Annotated in this window: 22 protein-coding genes; 14 read left to right on the forward strand and 8 right to left on the reverse strand. The window is 30.9% G+C overall.

Features of this window, described 5'->3' with window-relative positions; genetic code table 11:
- The first annotated feature begins 9 nt into the window (after positions 1-9).
- Both serS and pflB read left to right on the forward strand, forming a co-directional pair.
- Positions 10-1,245 carry a serine--tRNA ligase gene (gene serS, locus SR62_RS08340; protein WP_002880290.1) on the forward strand — a complete coding sequence of 412 codons (1,236 nt, stop codon included), beginning with the start codon at positions 10-12 and terminating at the stop codon, positions 1,243-1,245.
- A gap of 9 nt (positions 1,246-1,254) precedes the next feature.
- Positions 1,255-3,717, forward strand: coding sequence for a motility protein PflB (gene pflB / locus SR62_RS08345; protein WP_002892804.1), 2,463 nt, complete (start codon positions 1,255-1,257; stop codon positions 3,715-3,717).
- Between the two features lie 30 nt (positions 3,718-3,747).
- Here the strand turns inward: pflB and SR62_RS08350 are convergent, their stop codons facing one another.
- The 7 genes from SR62_RS08350 to SR62_RS08380 all read right to left on the reverse strand — a co-directional run bounded on the left by SR62_RS08350 (position 3,748) and on the right by SR62_RS08380 (position 9,913).
- On the reverse strand, positions 3,748-4,383 hold the full coding sequence (locus tag SR62_RS08350) for a hypothetical protein (RefSeq protein ID WP_002860276.1): 636 nt from the start codon (positions 4,381-4,383) through the stop codon (positions 3,748-3,750).
- Between the two features lie 97 nt (positions 4,384-4,480).
- On the reverse strand, positions 4,481-5,923 hold the full coding sequence (gene pyk / locus SR62_RS08355; protein WP_002892634.1) for a pyruvate kinase: 1,443 nt from the start codon (positions 5,921-5,923) through the stop codon (positions 4,481-4,483).
- Positions 5,924-5,971: 48 nt separating this feature from the next.
- Complete coding sequence (locus tag SR62_RS08360) at positions 5,972-7,318, reverse strand: FAD-dependent oxidoreductase (protein WP_002880815.1); 1,347 nt, start codon at positions 7,316-7,318, stop codon at positions 5,972-5,974.
- Positions 7,319-7,436: 118 nt separating this feature from the next.
- Positions 7,437-8,066 carry a type III pantothenate kinase gene (locus SR62_RS08365; protein ID WP_002854234.1) on the reverse strand — a complete coding sequence of 210 codons (630 nt, stop codon included), beginning with the start codon at positions 8,064-8,066 and terminating at the stop codon, positions 7,437-7,439.
- Complete coding sequence (locus SR62_RS08370) at positions 8,053-8,343, reverse strand: hypothetical protein (protein WP_002880816.1); 291 nt, start codon at positions 8,341-8,343, stop codon at positions 8,053-8,055. Before SR62_RS08370 ends, SR62_RS08365 begins: the two co-directional genes overlap by 14 nt.
- A complete protein-coding gene (locus SR62_RS08375; RefSeq protein WP_002861152.1) occupies positions 8,340-9,338 on the reverse strand; it encodes a hypothetical protein in 999 nt (332 codons plus the stop codon). Before SR62_RS08375 ends, SR62_RS08370 begins: the two co-directional genes overlap by 4 nt.
- Positions 9,335-9,913, reverse strand: a complete 579-nt coding sequence (locus SR62_RS08380; protein WP_002851102.1) for a hypothetical protein — start codon at positions 9,911-9,913, stop codon at positions 9,335-9,337. The genes SR62_RS08375 and SR62_RS08380 overlap by 4 nt, the downstream gene beginning before the upstream one ends.
- Before the next feature lie 143 nt (positions 9,914-10,056).
- Here SR62_RS08380 and gatC point away from each other — a divergent pair, with 143 nt between their 5' ends.
- The 8 genes from gatC (at position 10,057) to SR62_RS08420 (ending at position 16,356) form a co-directional block, all read left to right on the forward strand.
- Positions 10,057-10,341 carry an Asp-tRNA(Asn)/Glu-tRNA(Gln) amidotransferase subunit GatC gene (gatC, locus tag SR62_RS08385; protein ID WP_002858734.1) on the forward strand — a complete coding sequence of 95 codons (285 nt, stop codon included), beginning with the start codon at positions 10,057-10,059 and terminating at the stop codon, positions 10,339-10,341.
- Positions 10,342-10,408: 67 nt separating this feature from the next.
- Positions 10,409-10,972 (forward strand): CvpA family protein, encoded by a 564-nt coding sequence (locus SR62_RS08390; protein WP_002880818.1) that lies wholly within the window; start codon positions 10,409-10,411, stop codon positions 10,970-10,972.
- Between the two features lies 1 nt (position 10,973).
- The gene (locus SR62_RS08395; protein ID WP_002854230.1) at positions 10,974-11,447 is read left to right on the forward strand and encodes a Fur family transcriptional regulator; all 474 of its coding nucleotides are present in this window, start codon (positions 10,974-10,976) and stop codon (positions 11,445-11,447) included.
- Entirely contained in the window at positions 11,448-12,953 is a 1,506-nt protein-coding gene (gene lysS / locus SR62_RS08400) for a lysine--tRNA ligase (protein WP_002880819.1), read from the forward strand.
- Complete coding sequence (locus SR62_RS08405; RefSeq protein ID WP_002880821.1) at positions 12,950-14,194, forward strand: serine hydroxymethyltransferase; 1,245 nt, start codon at positions 12,950-12,952, stop codon at positions 14,192-14,194. The genes lysS and SR62_RS08405 overlap by 4 nt, the downstream gene beginning before the upstream one ends.
- Positions 14,191-14,736: a DUF1882 domain-containing protein gene (locus tag SR62_RS08410; protein ID WP_002859481.1), complete on the forward strand. Its 546-nt coding sequence runs from the start codon at positions 14,191-14,193 to the stop codon at positions 14,734-14,736. The genes SR62_RS08405 and SR62_RS08410 overlap by 4 nt, the downstream gene beginning before the upstream one ends.
- Positions 14,737-14,749: 13 nt before the next feature.
- Positions 14,750-15,571 (forward strand): SPOR domain-containing protein, encoded by an 822-nt coding sequence (locus SR62_RS08415; RefSeq protein ID WP_002892632.1) that lies wholly within the window; start codon positions 14,750-14,752, stop codon positions 15,569-15,571.
- Positions 15,568-16,356: a shikimate dehydrogenase gene (locus tag SR62_RS08420; RefSeq protein ID WP_002872551.1), complete on the forward strand. Its 789-nt coding sequence runs from the start codon at positions 15,568-15,570 to the stop codon at positions 16,354-16,356. The genes SR62_RS08415 and SR62_RS08420 overlap by 4 nt, the downstream gene beginning before the upstream one ends.
- A 73-nt stretch (positions 16,357-16,429) precedes the next feature.
- On the opposite strand, the gene SR62_RS08425 is transcribed toward SR62_RS08420, so the two are convergent.
- Positions 16,430-17,329 (reverse strand): membrane lipoprotein lipid attachment site-containing protein, encoded by a 900-nt coding sequence (locus SR62_RS08425; RefSeq protein WP_147502354.1) that lies wholly within the window; start codon positions 17,327-17,329, stop codon positions 16,430-16,432.
- An 89-nt stretch (positions 17,330-17,418) separates the two neighbouring features.
- On the opposite strand from SR62_RS08425, the gene lgt reads away from it, so the two are divergent.
- The 4 genes from lgt (at position 17,419) to SR62_RS08445 (ending at position 21,779) form a co-directional block, all read left to right on the forward strand.
- On the forward strand, positions 17,419-18,234 hold the full coding sequence (gene lgt / locus SR62_RS08430; RefSeq protein WP_002854600.1) for a prolipoprotein diacylglyceryl transferase: 816 nt from the start codon (positions 17,419-17,421) through the stop codon (positions 18,232-18,234).
- 69 nt (positions 18,235-18,303) lie between these two features.
- The gene (locus SR62_RS08435) at positions 18,304-19,086 is read left to right on the forward strand and encodes a fumarate reductase cytochrome b subunit (protein WP_002854660.1); all 783 of its coding nucleotides are present in this window, start codon (positions 18,304-18,306) and stop codon (positions 19,084-19,086) included.
- On the forward strand, positions 19,070-21,061 hold the full coding sequence (locus tag SR62_RS08440) for a fumarate reductase flavoprotein subunit (protein ID WP_002854193.1): 1,992 nt from the start codon (positions 19,070-19,072) through the stop codon (positions 21,059-21,061). Before SR62_RS08435 ends, SR62_RS08440 begins: the two co-directional genes overlap by 17 nt.
- Complete coding sequence (locus SR62_RS08445) at positions 21,054-21,779, forward strand: fumarate reductase iron-sulfur subunit (protein ID WP_002854302.1); 726 nt, start codon at positions 21,054-21,056, stop codon at positions 21,777-21,779. The genes SR62_RS08440 and SR62_RS08445 overlap by 8 nt, the downstream gene beginning before the upstream one ends.
- The last annotated feature ends 19 nt before the right edge of the window (positions 21,780-21,798 follow it).

Consider the following 21,798-nt stretch of genomic DNA (forward strand, 5'->3'; position numbering starts at 1 on the left):
GAGTAGAAAATGCTAGATTTAAAAAATTTGCAAAATAATTTTGATGAAGTGGCTAAAAAGTTAAAAAATAAAAAAGTTGATGAAAATATCTTAAAAAAACTTGCTGAACTTTTTGCAAGTTTAAAAAAAGAAAAAATAGCCTTGGAAGAATTTCAAGCTTTTCAAAATAAATTCAGTAAAGAGCTTGCTACAGCCGAAGATAAAGAAAGTTTAAAAGCAAAATTAAGCGAAAATAAAAGCAAAATTAATGAGCAAAGCGCTAAAGTAAATGCTTTAGAAAATGAGCTTGAGGAAATCGCTCATGCCATCCCAAATATCCCTGATGAATGTGTGCCTGTGGGTGAAGATGAAAATGAAAATGTGGAGCTTAAAAAAGTTTTAAATCCACCTAGCTTTGATTTTACTCCAAAAGAACATTTTGAATTAGGCGAGAGTTTAAATTGGCTTGATTTTATGCGTGGGGTAAAAATTTCACAAAGTCGTTTTTGTGTGCTTAAAAATGAAGGAGCTTTATTAAGCCGTGCTTTGGTAAATTATATGATAGATTTTAATAGAAGTCGTGGATTTGAATTTGTTAATGTACCTTTTTTGGTAAATGGTGCTACTATGTTTGGGACGGGTCAGTTGCCAAAATTTAAAGAAGATATGTATAAGGTAGATGATGAGGATTTGTATTTAATCTCAACTTCTGAAATTCCAGTAACCAATCTTTACAGCGGAGAAATTTTAGCGAGTGAAACTTTACCTATAAAAATGACTTGTTATAGTGCTTGTTTTAGAAAAGAAGCAGGCAGTGCAGGGCGTGATACAAGGGGTATTATAAGACAACACCAGTTTGAAAAAGTAGAGCTTGTAAGTATCACTAAACCTGAGCAAAGTGATAGTGTGTTTAATGAAATGCTTGAGTGTGCAAGTGATTTGCTGAGTTCTTTAGGTTTAGCGCATAGACATTTGATGCTTTGCACTGGAGATTTGGGTTTTAGTGCAGCAAAAACTGTAGATCTTGAAGTGTGGCTTCCAGGACAAAATAAATATCGTGAGATCAGCTCGGTTTCAAATTGTCGTGATTTTCAAGCAAGACGCGCTAAAATTCGCTATAAAAACGAACAAGGAAAAAATGAACTCGTCCACACTCTTAATGGCTCATCTTTGGCAGTAGGAAGAACCTTGGTAGCGATTATGGAAAATTATCAAGATAAAGAAGGAAAAATTCATATTCCTGATGCTTTGAAAAAATATTTTTAAAGAGTATAGATGGCTGAACAAGAAGATATAATACTAGAAAAACCCGAAGATGGCTTAAATCAACCAAGACTTGATGAGAGTTTAGAGGGATTTAAGGGGCAAGAGGGGCAAGCTCCAGAAGATGAAGAATTTGCATCATTGCCAGAAGAATTACCTCAAGAAAATAGTGATAGTGGTTTTAAATTTACAAGAGAAAGTGCGCCTGAAGATGTATCAACTTTTGAAGAAGTTGAAAGTCAAGAGCCTACGCCTTGGTATAAAGATCGTAAGTTTATGTCTCTTGTGGGTTTATCTTTGGGGATTATTTGTATTTTAGTTTTTACACTTTTTTATTTAACTTTTAGTGAAGGAAAAATTAAACCAGATATTATAGCTTCTAAGCCTTTAGAACAACCTGCTGTTATGCCTGATGAATCATATAAATACAATGATATGCAAAGAATTGATGGTATGATCCAAAAAGCAAATGCTTTATATTTAAAGGGTGAGGTTGAACAGGCTTTAAAAGTTTATGAGCAAGTTGCCGTATATAACGAATCTTTATCTAATTATAATTTAGGCGTTTCTCAAATGAATGAGAATAAATTCCAAGAAGCTTTTGAAAGTTTCAAGAAAGCTATAGCCAATGGGGAAAATCAAAGTGTAGCTGCTATCAATGCTGCTGTTTGTGCTTTAAAGCTTAATGATAAGGAAAAATTTAGATATTATATTGATTTAGCTCAAGTGTATCTTCCAAAAGAAGGAAAATCAAAATTATATGATTATTATTTAAGCTTGATTAATTATTACAAAGGATATTACCCTGAGGCCTTACAAATGTTACAAAGAACAGATGTGGAGCCGTATTCTGATGTTGCAAAGTATTTGTCTGCTAAAATTTATGCAAAAATGGACTTTGATTCCAAGGCTATACAGCAATTAAATTCTCAAGGCAATTTTGAATCTAGTTTATCTTTAGGTCTTTTATACGCTAGAATAGGAGAATATGCTAAAGCTAAAGTCGCTTTAAGTACAGCGATGAAAATTGAAAGAGATTTTAATCAGAGTTTGGCGGCTTTAACATTGGTTGATATTAAAACAGGAAATTATCAAGATATGTTAGCGCGCTTGCAAAATTCTTATGATAACGATAAAGATAGATATAAGATTTTAGATACTTATAAAATTCAAGTTCGTTTAAATAAGGATCTTTTTAATATAGCAGTTGCTCAAAATTCTTTTTCAAAAGATTTGCTAAAAAAACAAAAAGATCAATTCGATTTGCTTTTTTATTTTGCACCTTATCAGGTTTTTGATAGTAAGCAGGCTGCTTTATATATTAAAAAAGCTAATGTTACAGATTTCGTTGATGATAGTACTGATGCGGGAATTTATCTTAATATAAGCAAGGCTCTTTCATCTACCAATGTAAAAATTGCCAATATTATTAACTATGCATTAAATCAGAAGTTACGCCTTGCTAACCAAGAATTTCAAAAACTTATCAAGGATTATCCAGAACATAGTATTTTACATTATAATTTGGCTTTAACTTATGCCCAAATGCAAAATTATGAACTTGCTTATAAGCATTTTTCAAGTTCATATCATCTTAATCCTAAAAATTACTTAGCAGGTGCTTTTGCTATGTTTTGTGCAAAATTAATTGATATTGATACAACTAAACTTTACAATGAAATTCTTGATAATATAGCTGCCGATTCTAATTTTAAAGCTAATATGCAAAAAAGTATGTTATTTTTAGTTAATAATAATTATATTTCTATGCTTCCTTATTTAGATGAAACAAAAAAAGACACGCCTTTGAGTTTGATTTTTGAAGCTATTGTTGCTAAAAATAATAACCTTAATAATCAAGTAGATGTGAAAATTGCTAAATTGCGTTCAGAGTTGCCTGAAGATATTTTGGCAAATATTTTGTATTTTAATTCTTTAAATTCAAATTTAAATATTAAAGAATATGCTCAAAATGCTCAAATTCATTTTAAAAATTTAAAACTTGATTATCGTAGTGTTTTTGGTGGGCCAAGTATCGCTAGGGAATTTTATGTTAATTTAATGCATATTGCAGGGCTTTTAAATTTAGAAAGACAGAAATTTAAAGAGTTGATTAATGTTTCAGGAGCAAAAGATGAGGGTATTTTACAAACTTTAGCTTATTTGGATATTTTTGCACAGCAATACGAGGAGGCTTATGCGCTTTATAATTCTTTGATTGATGATTATGGAGCAAAAGATACTAAAACTTTATTTTTAGCAGCCGTAGCAGCCGTAGGTGCAAATAATCCAAATTCAGCTATAGCGCTTTTGCAGCTTTCTAAACTTACAGATAAAAATAACAAAGAAAGTAAAGCAGCTCTTGGTATGTTGTATCAAGAAGTAAAGAACTATGAAGCTGCGATATCTCAGTATAAAACTTTACCTAATAATTTTAAGAGTGAATTTTTTACTTTTGATATTAATAACAACTAAAAATGCTTAGAAATTTCTAAGCATTTTTAGTTAAGCTTGAAGATCTAGAGTTTTTCCGCCTAGTTCATCAATGCGATCGCTAACTTTTTTAAGTGCCGCATCTATTGTATCTTGACTGATTTGAGGAAGTTCTCCACCCCACATTTTTTCTGCTTGCTCAAATCCTTTTTTCATACCTTCAAGACCTTTTTTCAATTTTTCAACATCGTCGCCACCGCCTTTAATAACAAAATCCGCGATGCGATTGGCTGTATTTTCCACTCCAAAAAAACCATCTTCACTTACAAGTTGTTGAAGTTCATCTGTATTCATATCAAGTGGATTTTTGCCACTGTAGCCTAAGGATGCAAAATCAATATTTGTAAGTATAGATTTCGCAGTATCTAAATTGGCACCATTTAAAAGACTATCTAGTCCAGTTTGGGCATTGCTCGAACCTATTACAGCATTCATTGTTTGCTGTTGAAACTGAACTAGGTAAATTTGTGTAATGCCCTTTCCACCAAGTGCATTTAATTTTTCAAGGGTATTTTTATCTACATCCTTGCTAGAATTAGCACTTTGAACATTTTTGTCTTTTGTGTTTTCCTTAGCATCATCTGCCTTCTTATTGCTAACTTGTGTTTGTGCCATGCTAGCGATATTTGAAAAAGTATTCACTTGCATATTTGCTCCTTTGTGTGAGGCTTTAATTTATATCGACTTTTGACTTAAAAAATTTATAAGGACATTAAATTCCTTATTTTCAAAGGAATTTAATGTTTTATTGTAGATAATAAGCAATTTGCTCTTTATTGAGAATGCGGATAAGATTGCTAGTACCTTCTACTCCTGTTGGAAAGCCTGCAGTTAGAAGATAGCATTTGTCTTCATCCATAAAACCTTTTTCAACACTTGATCTTACAGAGTCTTTTAATAATTCTGTAAGTTCATTACTTTTGTTAACCAAGATCGCAGGATTAACTCCCCAAACTATACTTAAAGAGTTTAAGGTTTTTTCAGAATGCCCTACTGCTATGATTTCTATATTTGGACGATATCTTGCAATCTTAATAGCAGATTTTCCGCTACTTGTTAAAGAAAAAATAGCATCAGCGTTAAGATCTGTTGCAAGATGAGCTGAAGAACGCATGATTTTATCTGTATTGTCTAAATCATTAAAATCATTAAATTTGTTATATGGATAGCGTTTTTCTGTTTCTACTATAGTTTGGCACATTATATCAACAGCGTTTGCAGGATCTATACCAACAGCGCTTTCTTCACTTAGCATTACTGCATCTGTTCCATCTAAAACAGCATTTGCAACATCTGAAATTTCAGCTCTTGTGGCGGTTTTGCTTTTGGCTAATGAAAAAAGCATCTGAGTCGCAGTAATAACAGGCTTAGAGGCATTGTTTGCTTTTTGTATAATTTCTTTTTGGATATTAGGAACTTTATAATAAGGTACCTCAATACCTAAGTCTCCTCTTGCAACCATTATACCATCGCTAGATTTAATAATCTCATCAATATTTTCTACTGCATCAAATTTTTCAATTTTTGCAAAAATGGATATTTTTGCGTTATTTTGTGCTAAAATTTCACGAACTTCATCAATATCGTGCGCATTTTGTACGAAAGATATTGCTAAAAAATCTACTTCATTTTTTATACCCCAAAGTAAATCATTTTTATCTTTTTGTGTAATAACATCAATATTGATTTTAGTATTCGGAAAATTAATACCTTTATTTGAGTTTAAAAAACCATCATTTTCTATAATGGTTTCAATTTTTTGATTATCTATGTTTACTACTTTAGCACGAATTGATCCATCATATAGATAAATATATTCATCAATTTTTAACATATCTAAAATGGATTTTTGATTGATACTGATTTTATAATGATTTTGAGCAATCTTCTCCCCTAAAATTGTTTCACGATAAAAATCAAGTCTATCACCCTTTTTTAATTCAAATGGTTCTTTAAGTTCACCTGTACGAATTTTAGGACCACTAATGTCTTGTAAAATTCCAATACGAGTATGCAATTCTTTAGCTACTCTTCTTATGGTATCTAAGTTTTTTTTATGATACTCATGTGTTCCATGAGAAAAGTTTAAACGGAAAACATTTACACCATTGATAATCATTTGGCGTAGAATTTCCTCCTTTTCACTTGCTGGACCTACTGTGGCTACAATTTTTGTTTTTTTAAGCATGGTAAACTCCTTTTGAAATTATTGTAGCTAAAAATAGAAACAAAATGATTACAATAATTCTGAAGAAAATTTATCTTCGTTAAATTCCATTCCTAGGTAATTACATACAAGCTTTGCATCTCTTTCAGCATTTCCTAGACAACTTGTTGCTCCAGGACTTGGAGTCATATTGAAAATAATACCAGGGGTTTCTGTGATGCTTGCTTCACCTAGCATTAATTCTCCTTTAGTTTTATCAATAACTTGTGGTCTTACGCCTCCAAAACCTTTTGCATAATAAATATCGCTTGCTTTAAGACTTGGGACTATTTTTTTGGCATCTTTAACAAATAAGCTTTTATCAATAAAAGGTAGTTCAAAAAGATAATTATAAAAGATGTAATTTCTAATTGTTGCATCTTTAAACATATTAAAAGTTACTTTTAAAACAGTTTTATCAAGTTTTAGTGCTTCAAAAAATTCTGGAACTGATTTTAGACCATGATAACGTTCTAGTTTTGGAATAACAAGTGCAGTAGGTCCAAAGCGAGTGTTCATATCAGCAAGCAAATCAGGATCTCCATGAAGAGCTGCAAATGGAAGTTTAGGATTTTGCACCATATAAACCTTGCCATTTAAAAGTTTTTGTTTGGTTAAATAAAAACTTCCTGCAACAGGCCAACAAGACTTATCCATACCTAAGTTCATTTTATGTGCTAAATATAAAGAGTGCGCTCCAGCATTGACAACTACGCTTTTGGCATGGTATTCTTGATGATTTGAGGTTTTTAATATAAAAATATCATCTTTTTTTTCTATGTGAATAATTTCTTGATTAAAGGCAACGAAAGTATTTTTATTTTGTTTTTGTGCTTGTTCTATTAGATTTATACTCATTTTCCCAAAATCTACAGTTGTAAAAACCTCGCCACTTTCAACACCCATGGCGCAGATATTTTCAGGTCTATCTTGATTGCAATCTTCTCCTAAAACAACTTTGGGTTCAATTTGTTTGATTTTTGCTTTATCGAAAAATTTTATATAAGGATAAAGTTCTTTAAATTCTTCATAGCGTTTTTTCATATAATCACATTCTATATCTCCAACAGCTAGAGCCATTTTTTGATGAGAAAACATGAAATTATTTTGCGCATTTTGCATGAGTCCATATTTAACTATCATATCAGCTGTTCTTTTTACTTTTCGCGCTTTTTCTAAAGTATAATTGGTTTCAATATCTCCACAATGAATGGTTTGAGAATTACTCGTTCCCTTAGAATTTAATGTTGCAGCTGTATTATATTTTTCTATCAAAGCAATATTTTTAATATTTGTATATCTTGCAAGCTCGTAAAATAATGCTGCTCCTGAAATTCCAGCTCCGATGACAAGCACATCAAATTCTTGTTGGCTCATTGTTTTTCCTTTTTTTATTTTAATAAACTTTTTTCTAAATAGAAGTTTAATTGAATTTGTTTTACAAAAAGTTAAATTTCATTAAGGTTTGATATCAATGAGAATTTTTGTAACATTTTTAATAAAGTAAATTAGGATTTTCTTTTATAATCTTTTTCATTCCTCGAAAGATTAAAAGTTTATCATAAATTGCGTGATCGAAGTAATTTGCTAAAAATTGCCCATCTCCACCAGTGAAATAAAGCTTTTTATTTTGAGCGGCATCTTTTATCAGTAGGTAAATTCCTTTAAAAACACCATAACTTAAAGCATCCATGGTTTTTTGTGGGAATGCATCAAGACTAACTTGAGTGTTAAATTCACTTTTTAATCGTGGTGAAATATGGCTATAAATTTTTTTATAATTTGCAATACCTGGCAAGATAAAACCACCAAGATGTATAGAATTAGAAATAATATCAATTGTAATAGCACTACCTGCATCTACAACAACTCCATCTTCAATAGTATAACAAGCTGCTATGCGATCGATTCCTAATCCTTGATAAATTGTATCAAATAAAAAATAAGGTTCAAGATTGATAAAATTTTTTTGATTTTTTAAATGTTCTTTGAGATGTTCATTGACATTGATATAAAAAATTTTTTGTTCATTTTTAAATTCTAAAAACTGATCTATACTAAGAGTAAAATATTTGTTATCATCTAGGAAATTAGCATTTGAATTCCCAATATCACAGAGCAGCATAGATATTAAATCCTTTCATTTCTAGATGATTTTTTGCTTTAGAGCAAAGAGAAGCCATGCTAAAAAAATATTTGCTATTTATGTTAATTTGCTGTGCTAGATTTTCTAAAAATAAGGCATCTTTCATTAAAAATTTTGTTTTTCCTGTATACATAAAAAGAATGTTATTTTGATCTTTAGCGCAAATATAACTTTTTTTTCTAGTCAACATACTTAAGTCATAGGGCTTTAAATTTAATTTTAAAGCCTTTATTGTTTGTTCTAAAATTTTTATCATAGCAAATCTAAAATTTTATCTCCGTAGTAAAATTTACCATTTCCCATGAAAGAAATTTTATCAACAGCTTCTGAAAGTTTAAATACTTGTGCATTATCTAAATTCAGATTCATTTTGATAAGATAGCCTGTTTTTTCAAAAATATATAAATAATTATTGTATATATTGCTTTTTACAAAAATAGCAAATTCAAATTTTTTTTCCGCAATTTTTCTTAAGTTATAATCAGTTTTAATAATAGTGCCATCTTTTTCTAGTATAAAAATACCATCATCGCTAAGTGCAACATCTTTTATGTCAGCGTCAAGATAAAGAGTTCTAGCAGGGCTTACAACAATGATTTTTTTAGCTGTTGCTGCTATAAGTTTATCTCCGATTACACTTAGATGGATTACATTGTTGAAAAAATTTTCTGCTGAAATAACCACATCTTTAATGATTTGAAGATTGTTTCTTGAAAGAATTAAAATTTTACCATCTAGTGTTGGATAAACGATGATATTGTCTAAAAATATAGGATTAGCGGTACGACTGTCTTGGGCTGGAGCTGAGGTTAGGGTTTGACTGAATTTAATACCCAAAGAACGATTTGCAAGAACTATAGTATTGTTTGCAAGTACAAGGGCTAAATCATCTCCATTAGAAGCTACTCCTACAACACTAGCGTCAAATTGAAAATTATAAATTTCATTATAAGAATTGTCAAAAATTTTTAAATTTCCATTGTTATCTGCAGTAAAATATTCCCCATCTTGATAAGCTAGAAGCATATAATTTTTAGGAAGTTTAAACTTGTCTATGGAGATATTATTTTTTAAGATAGCTGTATTATTGCTAAGTTTTGCAGAAACTAGATTCCAATCAACGATTTTACTTTTTAAATTGCTATTATGACTTAAATCTCCATCGGTTTGTTTTGGTTCAAAATATTGTCTTTTGGTGCCACAAGCACATAGAAATATTAAACAAAATAGTGTTAAAAATATTTTTTTCATTGTGTAATGCCTTGATAATGTTTGAGGTTTTTAGCTATTTGATTTAAACTTGAATTTTCTTTTATCTGAGAAAGTAAAACATTAGCTTCTTCGATTTTATTTTGCTCTAAAAGTTTGTAAGCTTCTAATAATTTATCATAATTTTTTAAAAATATCGATTTATCCCCTAAAGATAATGCAATAATATTTTTAAGTAAAGTGTTTGTTTGAGCATTATTATAAATTTGTTTTAGTTCATTTTGGAGAGTTGTATTATTAAAATCATTAATATTTTCTTTTAGTAAAAAGATAGCGTAAAGATTGGTATTTTTATTTTTAAGTTGTTCTAAAAGATTTTTATTGCTAGGATCTTGTATTAGATTGGCATAAATTTCATTTGCTTCTTTTGTTTTATAATCGTTTATTTTTGAGATTATAAAATTTCCAGCAAACCAAGCAACTAAAATTATCACAACAGCAGATATATAAAATTTATACTTGCGTATAAATCTCTCTCCTTTGATAAAATTTTCTATAAATTGTTCTTCTGTGTTAAGTTCATTTTTAACAGCTTTTAAATTATCTTTTAGTCCCAAAATTTATCCTTGAAAAAATATTTTTATTTTTGTATAGAAAAATTATGGTATTGTATCATATAAATTGCAAAATATCCTAAACAATTTAAAGCTTTTTATGATATAATTTTCAAAATTTTAACTTTTTTATTAAGGTTTAAGAAATGCAAATAGATGAGAAATTATTAAGCAAGCTTGAAAAATTAAGTGCTTTACAAATAACAAAAAATAGAAATGAAACCATTGCACAGTTAAGTGAAATTGTGAATTTTGTTGAAAAATTAAACGAACTTGATCTAGATTCCCAAGAGATTACTGTGAGTACTATAAAAGGTGGAGCTCCTTTGAGGATTGATGAGATAAGAAATAGCAATGTTATTGATGAGGTTTTAGATTGTGCTCCAAAAAAACAAGAACATTTTTTTGTTGTTCCTAAAATCATAGAATGATTAACTTAGCATTTAGTGCTTATTTGTAGAATAAATTTAAAACAAAAAAAATCAGAGAGTGATTGAAATGAATTTTTATTGGTTTGATGCTTTTATTTTAGGATTTACCTTGCTTTTAGGGCTTAAGGGTATTATCAATGGTTTGATAAAAGAAATTTTTGGGCTTTTGGGTATTATTGGTGGTGTTTTTATTGCTTCAAAATATGCAACTCAAGCAGCTGAATTTATACAAAGTACTTTTTATAAGATAGAAAATCAAAGCTTAGCTGGATTTGCTGGATTTTTGGCCATATTAATTATTTTTTGGATAGCTTGTTTGTTGGCAGGTAATTTTCTTTCTAAGTTGATTAAATTAAGTGGCCTAGGTTTTTTAGATCGTATTGGTGGCTTTATATTTGGCGGGGCAAAAATCTTTTTAATTTTTGCAATTTTAGTTTTTTGTGTAGCAAGAATCGATTTTTTAAATGATAAATTAGATAATTTTGCTAAAAATAGCTATACTTTGAATTTGCTTAAAGAAACTGGATCTTTTATTATGAATCAACCTTTAACAGAAAATAGTCTAGATCATGCTAATGAAAAGTTGCAAGATATTGTAAGTGATTTAAACAATACTCAAAAAGGGGAGTGATATGCTGATAGAAAATGTGGAATATGATGTTTTACTTGAGAGATTTAAAAAAATATTAAGACAAGGCGGACTTAAATATACCAAGCAAAGAGAAGTACTTTTAAAAACTCTTTATCACAGTGATACTCATTACACACCCGAAAGTTTATATATGGAAATCAAACAAGCTGAACCCGATTTAAATGTAGGAATTGCAACTGTTTATCGTACTTTAAATTTGCTTGAAGAAGCAGAAATGGTAACTTCCATTTCTTTTGGTTCAGCAGGTAAAAAATACGAGCTTGCCAATAAACCTCACCATGATCATATGATATGTAAAAATTGCGGAAAAATTATAGAGTTTGAAAATCCTATTATAGAAAGACAGCAAGCCTTGATTGCAAAAGAACATGGTTTTAAACTTACAGGGCATTTGATGCAGCTTTATGGTGTTTGTGGTGATTGTAATAATCAAAAAGCAAAGGTAAAAATATAAATGTTTGATAATATTTTAGAGCAGCAAAGAATAGAAAAAGCTAAGGAATTAAAAAATTTAGGGATTAATCCTTATCCTCATTTTTTAGAAAAAGAAATGTCTTTAAAGACTTTTAAGGATAAATTTTCTTATATTTTAGAGCAAGTTGAAAAAAGAGATGAAAGTGTCAATGCTGTTGTTGCAGGACGTTTGAAACTTTTGCGTATAGCTGGGAAATCGATTTTTGCAAACATTGAAGATGAAGATACAAATTTGCAAATTTATTTTAGTAAAGATAGCGTAGACGAAGAACTTTATGCGATTTTGAAAAAGAATTTAGAAGTAGGTGATATTGTTTTGGTTAAAGGTTTTCCTTTTGTAACTAAAACAGGTGAGTTTAGTTTGCATGCAAGTGAAGTAAAACTCGCTACAAAAGCTATTGTTCCTTTACCTGAAAAATATCATGGATTAACAGATATTGAGCAAAGATATCGCAAACGTTATGTTGATATGATAATGAATGCAGAAGTTAGAAAAGATTTTTTAGTGCGTTCTAAAGTGGTGAGTTTAATCCGTCATTTTTTTGAAAATAAAGGCTTTTTAGAAGTAGAAACTCCTATGATGCATCCGATTGCAGGTGGAGCAAATGCTAAACCTTTTGTAACTTTTCACAATTCTTTAGGCGTAGAAAGATTTTTAAGAATTGCTCCAGAACTTTATCTTAAAAGACTTGTAGTGGGTGGTTTTGAGGCGGTTTTTGAAATCAATCGTTGTTTTAGAAACGAAGGTATGGATTTAACTCATAATCCCGAATTTACAACTATAGAATTTTATTGGGCTTATCATAATTATAAAGATTTAATGGATTTAACTGAAGAACTTTTTGCTTTACTTTTAGATAAACTTAATTTGGGAAAAACAATAGAATTTGATGGAAAAATGATAGATTTTTCTAAACCTTTTGAAAGAATAACCTATAAAGATGCACTTTGTAAATATGGTGGTTTGGATAGAGATTTAATCGAAGATAAGGAAAAAATTCTTACTAAATTAAAAGCTGATGGTTTCGAAGCGAATGAAAAGCTTGAACTTGGACATTTACAAGCTGAACTTTTTGATAATTATGTGGAAGAAAAATTGATCAATCCTACTTTTGTGATTGATTTTCCTATTTCCATAAGTCCTTTATCAAGACGTAGCGATGAGGATTTTCAGATTGCTGAGAGATTTGAGTTGTTTATTTGTGGAAGAGAATTGGCAAATGGTTTTAATGAGCTTAATGATCCTCTTGATCAATATGAGAGATTTTTAAAACAAATTGAAGCTAAAAATGCAGGTGATGAAGAGGCTTGCGAAATGGATGAAGATTTTGTAAATGCTTTGGGTTATGGAATGCCTCCAACGGCAGGGCAGGGTATAGGCATAGATAGACTTGTTATGCTTTTGACAAATAAAAAATCTATTCGAGATGTGATATTGTTTCCTGCAATGCGTCCATTAAAATCAGAACTAAAGGAGAAAGAATGAGTTTAGAAATGTTTGATAAAGAAATTTTTGATTTGACAAACAAAGAGTTAGAGCGTCAATGTGAAGGTCTTGAAATGATAGCGAGTGAAAATTTCACTTTACCTGAAGTAATGGAAGTTATGGGAAGTATCTTGACAAACAAATACGCAGAAGGTTATCCAGGTAAAAGATATTATGGTGGTTGCGAATTTGTTGATGAGATTGAAACTTTAGCTATTGAAAGATGTAAAAAACTTTTTAATTGTAAATTTGCTAATGTTCAGCCTAATTCAGGTTCTCAAGCTAATCAAGGTGTTTATGCGGCTTTGATTAATCCAGGTGATAAAATTTTAGGAATGGATTTAAGTCATGGTGGACATTTAACTCATGGTGCAAAAGTAAGTTCTTCAGGTAAAATGTACGAAAGTTGTTTTTACGGCGTAGAACTTGATGGAAGAATTGATTATGAAAAAGTAAGAGAAATTGCTAAAAAAGAAAAACCAAAACTTATAGTTTGTGGAGCTAGTGCTTATGCAAGAGTGATTGATTTTGTTAAATTTAGAGAAATCGCTGATGAAGTAGGCGCCTATCTTTTTGCTGATATAGCACATATTGCAGGTCTTGTTGTGGCAGGTGAGCATCCAAGTCCTTTTCCACACGCTCATGTAGTAAGCTCAACTACGCATAAAACTTTGCGTGGCCCAAGAGGTGGTATTATTATGACAAATGATGAAGAGCTTGCTAAAAAAATTAATTCTGCCATTTTTCCAGGTATTCAAGGTGGTCCTTTGATGCATGTAATTGCTGCAAAAGCAGTAGGATTTAAATTTAATCTTAGCGATGAGTGGAAAGTTTATGCAAAACAAGTAAGAACCAATGCTCAAGTTTTAGCTAATGTTTTAATGGATAGAAAATTTAAACTTGTTAGCGATGGAACGGATAATCACCTTGTTTTAATGAGTTTTTTAGATCGTGAATTTAGTGGAAAAGATGCAGATTTAGCTCTTGGAAATGCAGGTATTACTGCAAATAAAAATACCGTTCCAGGAGAAATTAGAAGTCCTTTTATCACAAGTGGATTAAGACTTGGAACTCCAGCCCTTACTGCCAGAGGTTTTAAAGAAAAAGAAATGGAAATTGTGTCAAATTATATTGCAGATATTTTAGATGATATTAATAATGAAAAATTACAAGAGAATATTAAACAAGAATTAAAAAAACTTGCAAGTAATTTTATTATTTATGAAAGGGCTATGTTTTGATTTCACCAATGGATATGTCGCTAATTAAAATAATTGGCGATCATTATTATATAAGACGCGATAAAATTGTAAATAAAATTACACATAGAGGTCGCTTATTTTTTGATAAATTTGAAAGAGTTGATGCTCCTTTAAATTTAAATGTCATGAGAGAACACGCTGCTAAAAAAATTGTTGTCGCTCATGATTTAATAACAAAAGATAATAAAGTAGAAAATATTGTCTTTGATTATAATGGTTTTAATGCTGAAAGATTTTATCACCGTGCACAACTTATTTTAAGAGAAGAAGGTTTTATAAATTTCACAGCCTATAAGACTAAAACTCCAGGACATTTACATCTTTATATTCATAAAGGACACACGGCGTTAAACGAAGGTTATTCTTTAGCGTCTAAACTTTCAATGATGTTTGCAAGTAAAATGCCAGTAGAATGGAAGGTGTTTCCTAGCATGGATGTACCTAGGGAATTTAATATTTTAATATTGCCTTATGAGGTTTATCAAAAAGAACGAGGAAGTTCTTGGTCTAAGCATATGTAAGAAAGGACAAATTATGGAAAATCAAAAAAATGAATTTGATGATATTATTTTAGAAAAAAGTAATAAAAGTGAAAAAGTAAAAAAAATTCTTTTACGAGTTATTGCTTTAGTTATTTTGTTTTTAGCTATTATGATAGTTATGAAGCTTATTAATGGTAGTGGTGATGAAAATACGCAAAATCAAAGTGTATTGCCAAGTGAACCTATGGCAACTCAAGACAATAACAATGATACTTCTTTTGAAAGTATGCCAATTACAGATAATACTTCAGCAGAAGATCAATTTGAGGCATTAAGAAAGCAATTTCAAGATGAACAAAATACAACAACCTCTAGTTCAAATAACAATGATACTACAAATTTTGCTATGCCTGATCAAGAAGTTCCAGCAGAACCAACAGCAACTGCTTCAGAAACTACTCCACAAGCAAGTACTCCTAAACAAGAAGTAAAACAAACTGCAAAACCTAAAGAAGAAGCAAAAAAACAAACAGCTGTAAAAAAAGAAAAAGAAAGTGCAAAACAAACCCCTAAAAAAGAACAAAATGCAAATGATTTATTTAAAAATGTTGATGCTAAACCTGTACATCCAAGTGGTTTAGCATCGGGTATTTATGTGCAAATTTTCTCAGTAAGTAATTTGGATCAAAAATCAAAAGAACTTGCTTCTGTAAAACAAAAAGGTTATGATTATAAACTTTATAAAACTACAGTTGGAGGTAAAGAAATTACCAAGGTTTTAATAGGACCATTTGAAAAGGCAGATATTGCAGCAGAACTTGCTAAAATCCGTAAGGATATTGCAAAAGATGCTTTTTCTTTTACTTTAAAATGAAATTTTTAGCAGTTATAGGCGATCCTATTTCTCACTCTAAATCGCCTAGAATGCATAATAATGCTATTAAAGCCTTAGGGCTTGATAGCATTTATACACGCTATCATTTAAGAAATGCTAACTGTTTAAGAGAAGATTTTTTTAAATTAGGACTTAGTGGAGCTAATATTACTTTGCCTTTTAAGGAAAAAGCTTTAGATATTGCTGATGTGAAGGATGATTTTGCTAGAAATATTGGCTCTGCAAATACTTTATGCTTAAAAGAAAATAAAATTTACGCTTATAATACTGATGCTTTAGGTTTTTTAGAAGCTATTAAGGATTTTGATAATATAAAAAAAGCTTTGATTTTGGGTGCTGGAGGTACAGCTTTGGCGCTTGCTTATGCATTAAAACAAAAAGGTGTAGAAGTGTATATAGCTAATCGTAGTAAAGAAAGATTTAAAGATTTTTTAGCTTATCCAACTTATCTTTATAAAAACTTGCAAGATTTTGACTTTGATTTGGTTGTAAATTCAACTTCTGCTGGATTAAAAGATGAAAATTTACCTTGCGATAGAGAGCTTTTAGATAGAATTTTACCTAAAGCTAAATTTGCTTTTGAGGTAATTTATGGCAGAGAAACACCTTTTTATAGATTGTGTAAAGAGTATCATTTAAAAATTAAAGATGGACTTGATATGCTTTTATGGCAAGGGGTTTTTGCTTTTGAGCTTTTTTTTGAAATACGAGATAAAAGAGAGATGATAAAAAATGCAATGCAACAGGCATTGATTTTAAAGTAGAATGATAGTTATTTTTTTGCATAAGAAAAACTTATTTTTTGTGTGAGAAAGTTTAATTTTCTCACAAGTTTTATCATTCAAATATTTCTACCCCATCTTGATTTTTACTTTGATTATTTTGATTTGTTGAAGATGGATTTGTAGGAATATTTTGTGTAGGCGTGTTTTCAATTGTATTATTTTGATTAGAATTTGTTTGAGGTAAGCTTTCTTCAAAGGTAGCATCGCCATCAAAACTATTAAAACCACTATTTGTATTAGGTATAGTTTTGTCTATGTCTGTTGCTTTTGGTAGATTGTTATAAAGTGTATTTAATGTATTTTTATAAAAAGCTAAAAAACTTTTATCAATTTCAAAAGCAGGTTGCTCTAAACCTTTATTGAGTTGAGTTGGTACAGTGGAGATAGTAGTTTTAAACATATTAACCCCATCATCATTTTTAATAGGATAGTTAAGTGCAACTAAAGAATCTAGTTTAGTACTACTTGAAAGATTGGTTGAATTTTGTGGATTGTGTGCATCTATAAAATCTATTTTACCTTTAAAATTTATACCTAAATTGGATTTTACATAATCTCCACTCATAAAATTGCTTGTTTTTTGTGCATTTTTTTCTTCCGTATAAATACTGATTGAACTTTTAAGAGTGTAGTCTGGATTAGTAGTAACTATTTTATAGCCTTTTAGTTGAGCGATGGTTTTGATCTGCTCTTCTAAATTTTGTTTTAAAAGATCAATTTCTTTTTCTATGCGAATTTTAAGCACTGAATTTTCAAAATAATCAGAATAATTGTTATTTTGTTCTATATTAATAGGCTCAAGAGCAATGCTTACTCCAGAATTAATAGGTTCAACCTTTGTTGGAACTTGGGGTTTAAAATTTGGCATAGAAACATTGACAAAATTACTACTTGTACCCCCACAAGCTGCTAAAATTAACATACTACTAGCAAGTAAAATATATTTTTTCATTTTTTACCTTTATTTAATGTGTTTGTGTTAATTATAGCAAGTTAAAGTTTTTTTGTTATATTTTTATAAAAGAAAATTAGGAAAGATATATGGAATTTTGGCAGCATATTTATTCAAATTTTAATGTTATAGCTTTTAGCATCTTTGGTTTAAAGGTGCATTGGTATGGCATTATGTATGTTATAGCTTTGCTTTTGGCTTTGCTTTTGGCTAAATTTTTTGTAAGAAAATTTCAACTAGACATTAATGAAAAACATTTGGATAGTTATTTTATATGGGTTGAAATAGGGGTTATTTTAGGTGCAAGACTTGGATATATTTTGATTTATGATGCAAATACTATGTATTATATTACTCATCCTTGGCAAATTTTTAATCCTTATATTAATGGTGAATTTGTAGGTATTCGAGGTATGAGTTATCATGGAGCAATTATAGGATTTTTGATAGCTACTTTATTGTTTTGTAAAAAATATAAAACAAATCCTTGGATTTTTCTTGATTTGGTTGCTTTAAGTGTTCCATTGGCTTATGTTTTTGGTCGTATAGGAAATTTTTTAAATCAAGAGCTTTTTGGTCGCATTACAAATGTGCCTTGGGGAATTTATGTTGATGGAGTATTGCGCCATCCATCGCAACTTTATGAAGCATTTTTAGAAGGTATTGTTGTTTTTATTATAGTTTATTTAGCAAGATTTAAGCAAAGCTTTCAAGGGGAATTGATTCTTGTGTATGCTGGTGCTTATTCATTGGCAAGATTTATATGTGAATTTTATCGCGAGCCTGATTTTGGTATAGGTTTTGTTTTATGGGGTATGAGTATGGGGCAAATTTTAAGTTTTATAATGTTTATAACAGCTTTGTTAGTTTATATTTGTATAAAGTTTAAAAAAGTAAATATTTAATCTATCTTAAAGACTTTTGTAATATAATGAAATGGATTTTTTTTAATTTCTTTTTACAAAGGAGTAAAGATGCGTGAGCTTATCGAAGGTTATTTGGGTAAGAGCATTGAGGGCAAAAAAAGTAAAATGCCTGCGAAATTAGACTTTATCCAAAGTGCTTCAGGGCTTTTTTTAGGTCTTTTTATGTGGGTGCATATGCTTTTTGTTTCTACAATTTTAGTCAGTGAGGATTTTTTTAATTCTGTAGTGCATTTTTTAGAATTAAAATTTGTTTACGATAATCCTGTTATGAGTTATCTTACTTCATTTTTAGCCGCCTGTGTTTTAGTGGTTTTTTTCGTTCATGCTTTACTTGCAATGAGAAAATTTCCTATTAATTACCGTCAGTATCAAATACTAAGAACACACAGTAAAAAAATGAATCACAGCGATACTTCGTTATGGTGGGTTCAAGCTTTTACAGGTTTTATTATGTTTTTCTTAGGTTCTGCTCATCTTATTTTTATTGTAACCAATGCAGATAAAATCAGCGGCGATATGTCAGGAGATAGGGTTGTAAGTCATTTTATGTGGCTTTTTTATGCTGTTCTTTTAGTCTGTGTTGAACTTCATGGAAGTATAGGGCTTTATAGACTTTGTGTTAAATGGGGTTGGTTTGAAGGAAAAAATGTAAAAGAAAGTCGCAAAAAGCTTAAAACTGCTAAATGGATAATCAGTATTTTCTTCCTAGTTTTAGGTGTGTTAAGTCTTGCAGCATTTATAAAAATAGGTTATGAAAACTACCAAAATCAAACCCAAACTACTGCGATGATAAAAAACTACAATGGAGCAAATTATGAATATACAATATAGTGATGCTTTAGTAATAGGCGGAGGATTAGCAGGCCTTAGAGCGGCTATTGAAGTAGCAAAGAGTGGCCAAAGTGTAACACTTTTAAGTATTTGTCCAGTGAAGCGTTCTCACTCTGCAGCGGTGCAAGGAGGTATGCAGGCAAGTTTAGCAAATGGGGCAAAAGGTGAGGGTGATAATGAAGATCTTCACTTTGCAGATACAGTAAAAGGAAGTGATTGGGGCTGTGATCAAGAAGTAGCAAGAATGTTTGCTCAAACTGCGCCAAAAGCAGTGCGTGAGCTTGCGGCTTGGGGTGTGCCTTGGACTAGAGTTACTAAAGGTCCAAGAACTGTTGTAATCAATGCACAAAAAACTGTGATTGAAGAAAAAGAAGAAGCGCACGGGCTTATTAATGCTAGAGATTTTGGTGGAACTAAAAAATGGAGAACTTGCTATATCGCAGATGCAACAGGGCATTGTATGCTTTATGGTGTAGCAAATGAAGCTATTAAACATCAAGTAAAAATTATTGATAGAATGGAAGCAGTAAGAATTATCCATGATGGTAAAAAATGCTTAGGTGTGATCGCTAGAGATTTAACTAATGGACAACTCATTGCTTATATTGCAAGAGGAACCATGATAGCAACAGGGGGCTATGGTAGAATTTATAAACAAACTACAAATGCGGTAATTTGTGAAGGAACAGGTGCAGCCATCGCTCTTGAAACAGGGCTTTGCAGACTTTCAAATATGGAAGCAGTGCAATTTCATCCAACTCCTATTGTGCCAAGCGGTATTTTGCTTACTGAGGGCTGTCGTGGTGATGGTGGAATTTTACGCGATGTGGATGGATATCGTTTTATGCCTGATTATGAACCAGAGAAAAAAGAACTTGCAAGCCGTGATGTGGTAAGTCGTAGAATGATGGAACATATTCGTAAAGGCAAAGGTGTAAAAAGCCCTTATGGGGATCATTTATGGCTTGATATTTCTATACTTGGAAGAGCTCATGTGGAAAAAAATCTCCGCGATGTACAAGATATTTGTAAAACTTTTAATGGTATTGATCCAGCAGATGAGGGTCCAAAAGGTTGGGCGCCAGTTCTTCCAATGCAGCATTATTCTATGGGTGGAATTAGAACTAAACCAACGGGTGAAAGTCAATGGTTAAACGGACTTTTTGCTTGTGGAGAAGCAGCTTGCTGGGATATGCACGGATTTAATCGTTTAGGTGGAAATTCATGTGCTGAAACTGTTGTAGCAGGTATGATAGTGGGAGATTATTTTGCAGATTATTGTAAAAATAATGGTGAAGTAATTGACACAAATGTAGTAAAAGACTTCTTAACTAAAGAGTATCAATATTTAAAATCTTTAGTAGATAAAGAAGGTAAACATAATGTTTTTGAAATCAAAAACAGAATGAAAGAAATCATGTGGGATAAGGTGGCCATCTTTAGAACAGGTGAAGGTTTGAAAGAAGCAGTAGATGAACTTGAAAAACTTTATAAAGATTCTCAAGACGTTAAAGTACATTGTAAAGAACTTGATTGTGCAAATCCAGAGCTTGAAGAAGCGTATAGAGTGCCAAGAATGTTAAAAATAGCACTTTGCGTAGCTTATGGAGCACTTTTAAGAACAGAAAGTCGTGGGGCGCATTATAGGGAAGATTATCCAAAAAGAGATGATTTAAATTGGATGAAAAGAACCAATACTTTTTGGGTAGAAGGCGAAACCTTACCACGCATAGAATACGAAGAGCTTGATATTATGAAAATGGAAATTCCACCAGCATTCCGTGGATACGGTGCTAAAGGAAATATTATAGAAAATCCTTTAAGTGAAAAACGCCAAGCTGAAGTGGATGCTATCCGTGAAAAAATGGAAGCTGAAGGCAAAGGTCGTTATGAAATTCAAAACGCCTTAATGCCTTATGAATTGCAAGCTAAATATAAAGCACCAAACCAAAGAATAGGAGTTGATTATGAGTAGAAAATTGACAATAAAGGCATTTAAATACAATCCTTTAAGCAAAATTTCTAAACCACATTTTGTGACTTATGAGCTTGAAGAAACTCCTTTTATGACGGTTTTTGTATGTTTGACTTTGATCCGTGAAAAAATGGATGCAGATCTGAGTTTTGACTTTGTTTGTCGTGCAGGGATTTGCGGATCTTGTGCAATGATGATTAATGGAGTGCCAAAACTTGCTTGTAAAACTTTGACTAAAGATTATCCTGATGGAGTGATAGAGCTTATGCCTATGCCTGCATTTAGGCATATTAAAGATTTAAGCGTGAATACAGGCGAGTGGTTTGAAGACATGTGTAAGCGTGTTGAAAGCTGGGTGCATAATGAAAAAGAAACTGATATTTCTAAACTTGAAGAACGCATTGAGCCAGAAGTTGCGGATGAAACTTTTGAACTTGATCGTTGTATAGAGTGTGGAATTTGTGTAGCTTCTTGTGCAACTAAACTTATGCGCCCAAATTTCATAGCTGCTACAGGGCTTTTAAGAACAGCTAGATATTTACAAGATCCGCATGACCATAGAAGTGTGGAAGATTTTTATGAATTAGTAGGCGATGATGATGGTGTTTTTGGTTGTATGTCATTGCTTGCTTGTGAAGATAATTGCCCTAAAGAATTACCTTTACAAAGTAAAATCGCTTATATGAGAAGACAACTTGTCGCTCAAAGAAATAAATAAATCTTTCCCCTTTTTAAGG

This window comes from Campylobacter sp. 2014D-0258, assembly GCF_008000495.1.
GTDB lineage: Bacteria > Campylobacterota > Campylobacteria > Campylobacterales > Campylobacteraceae > Campylobacter_D > Campylobacter_D jejuni.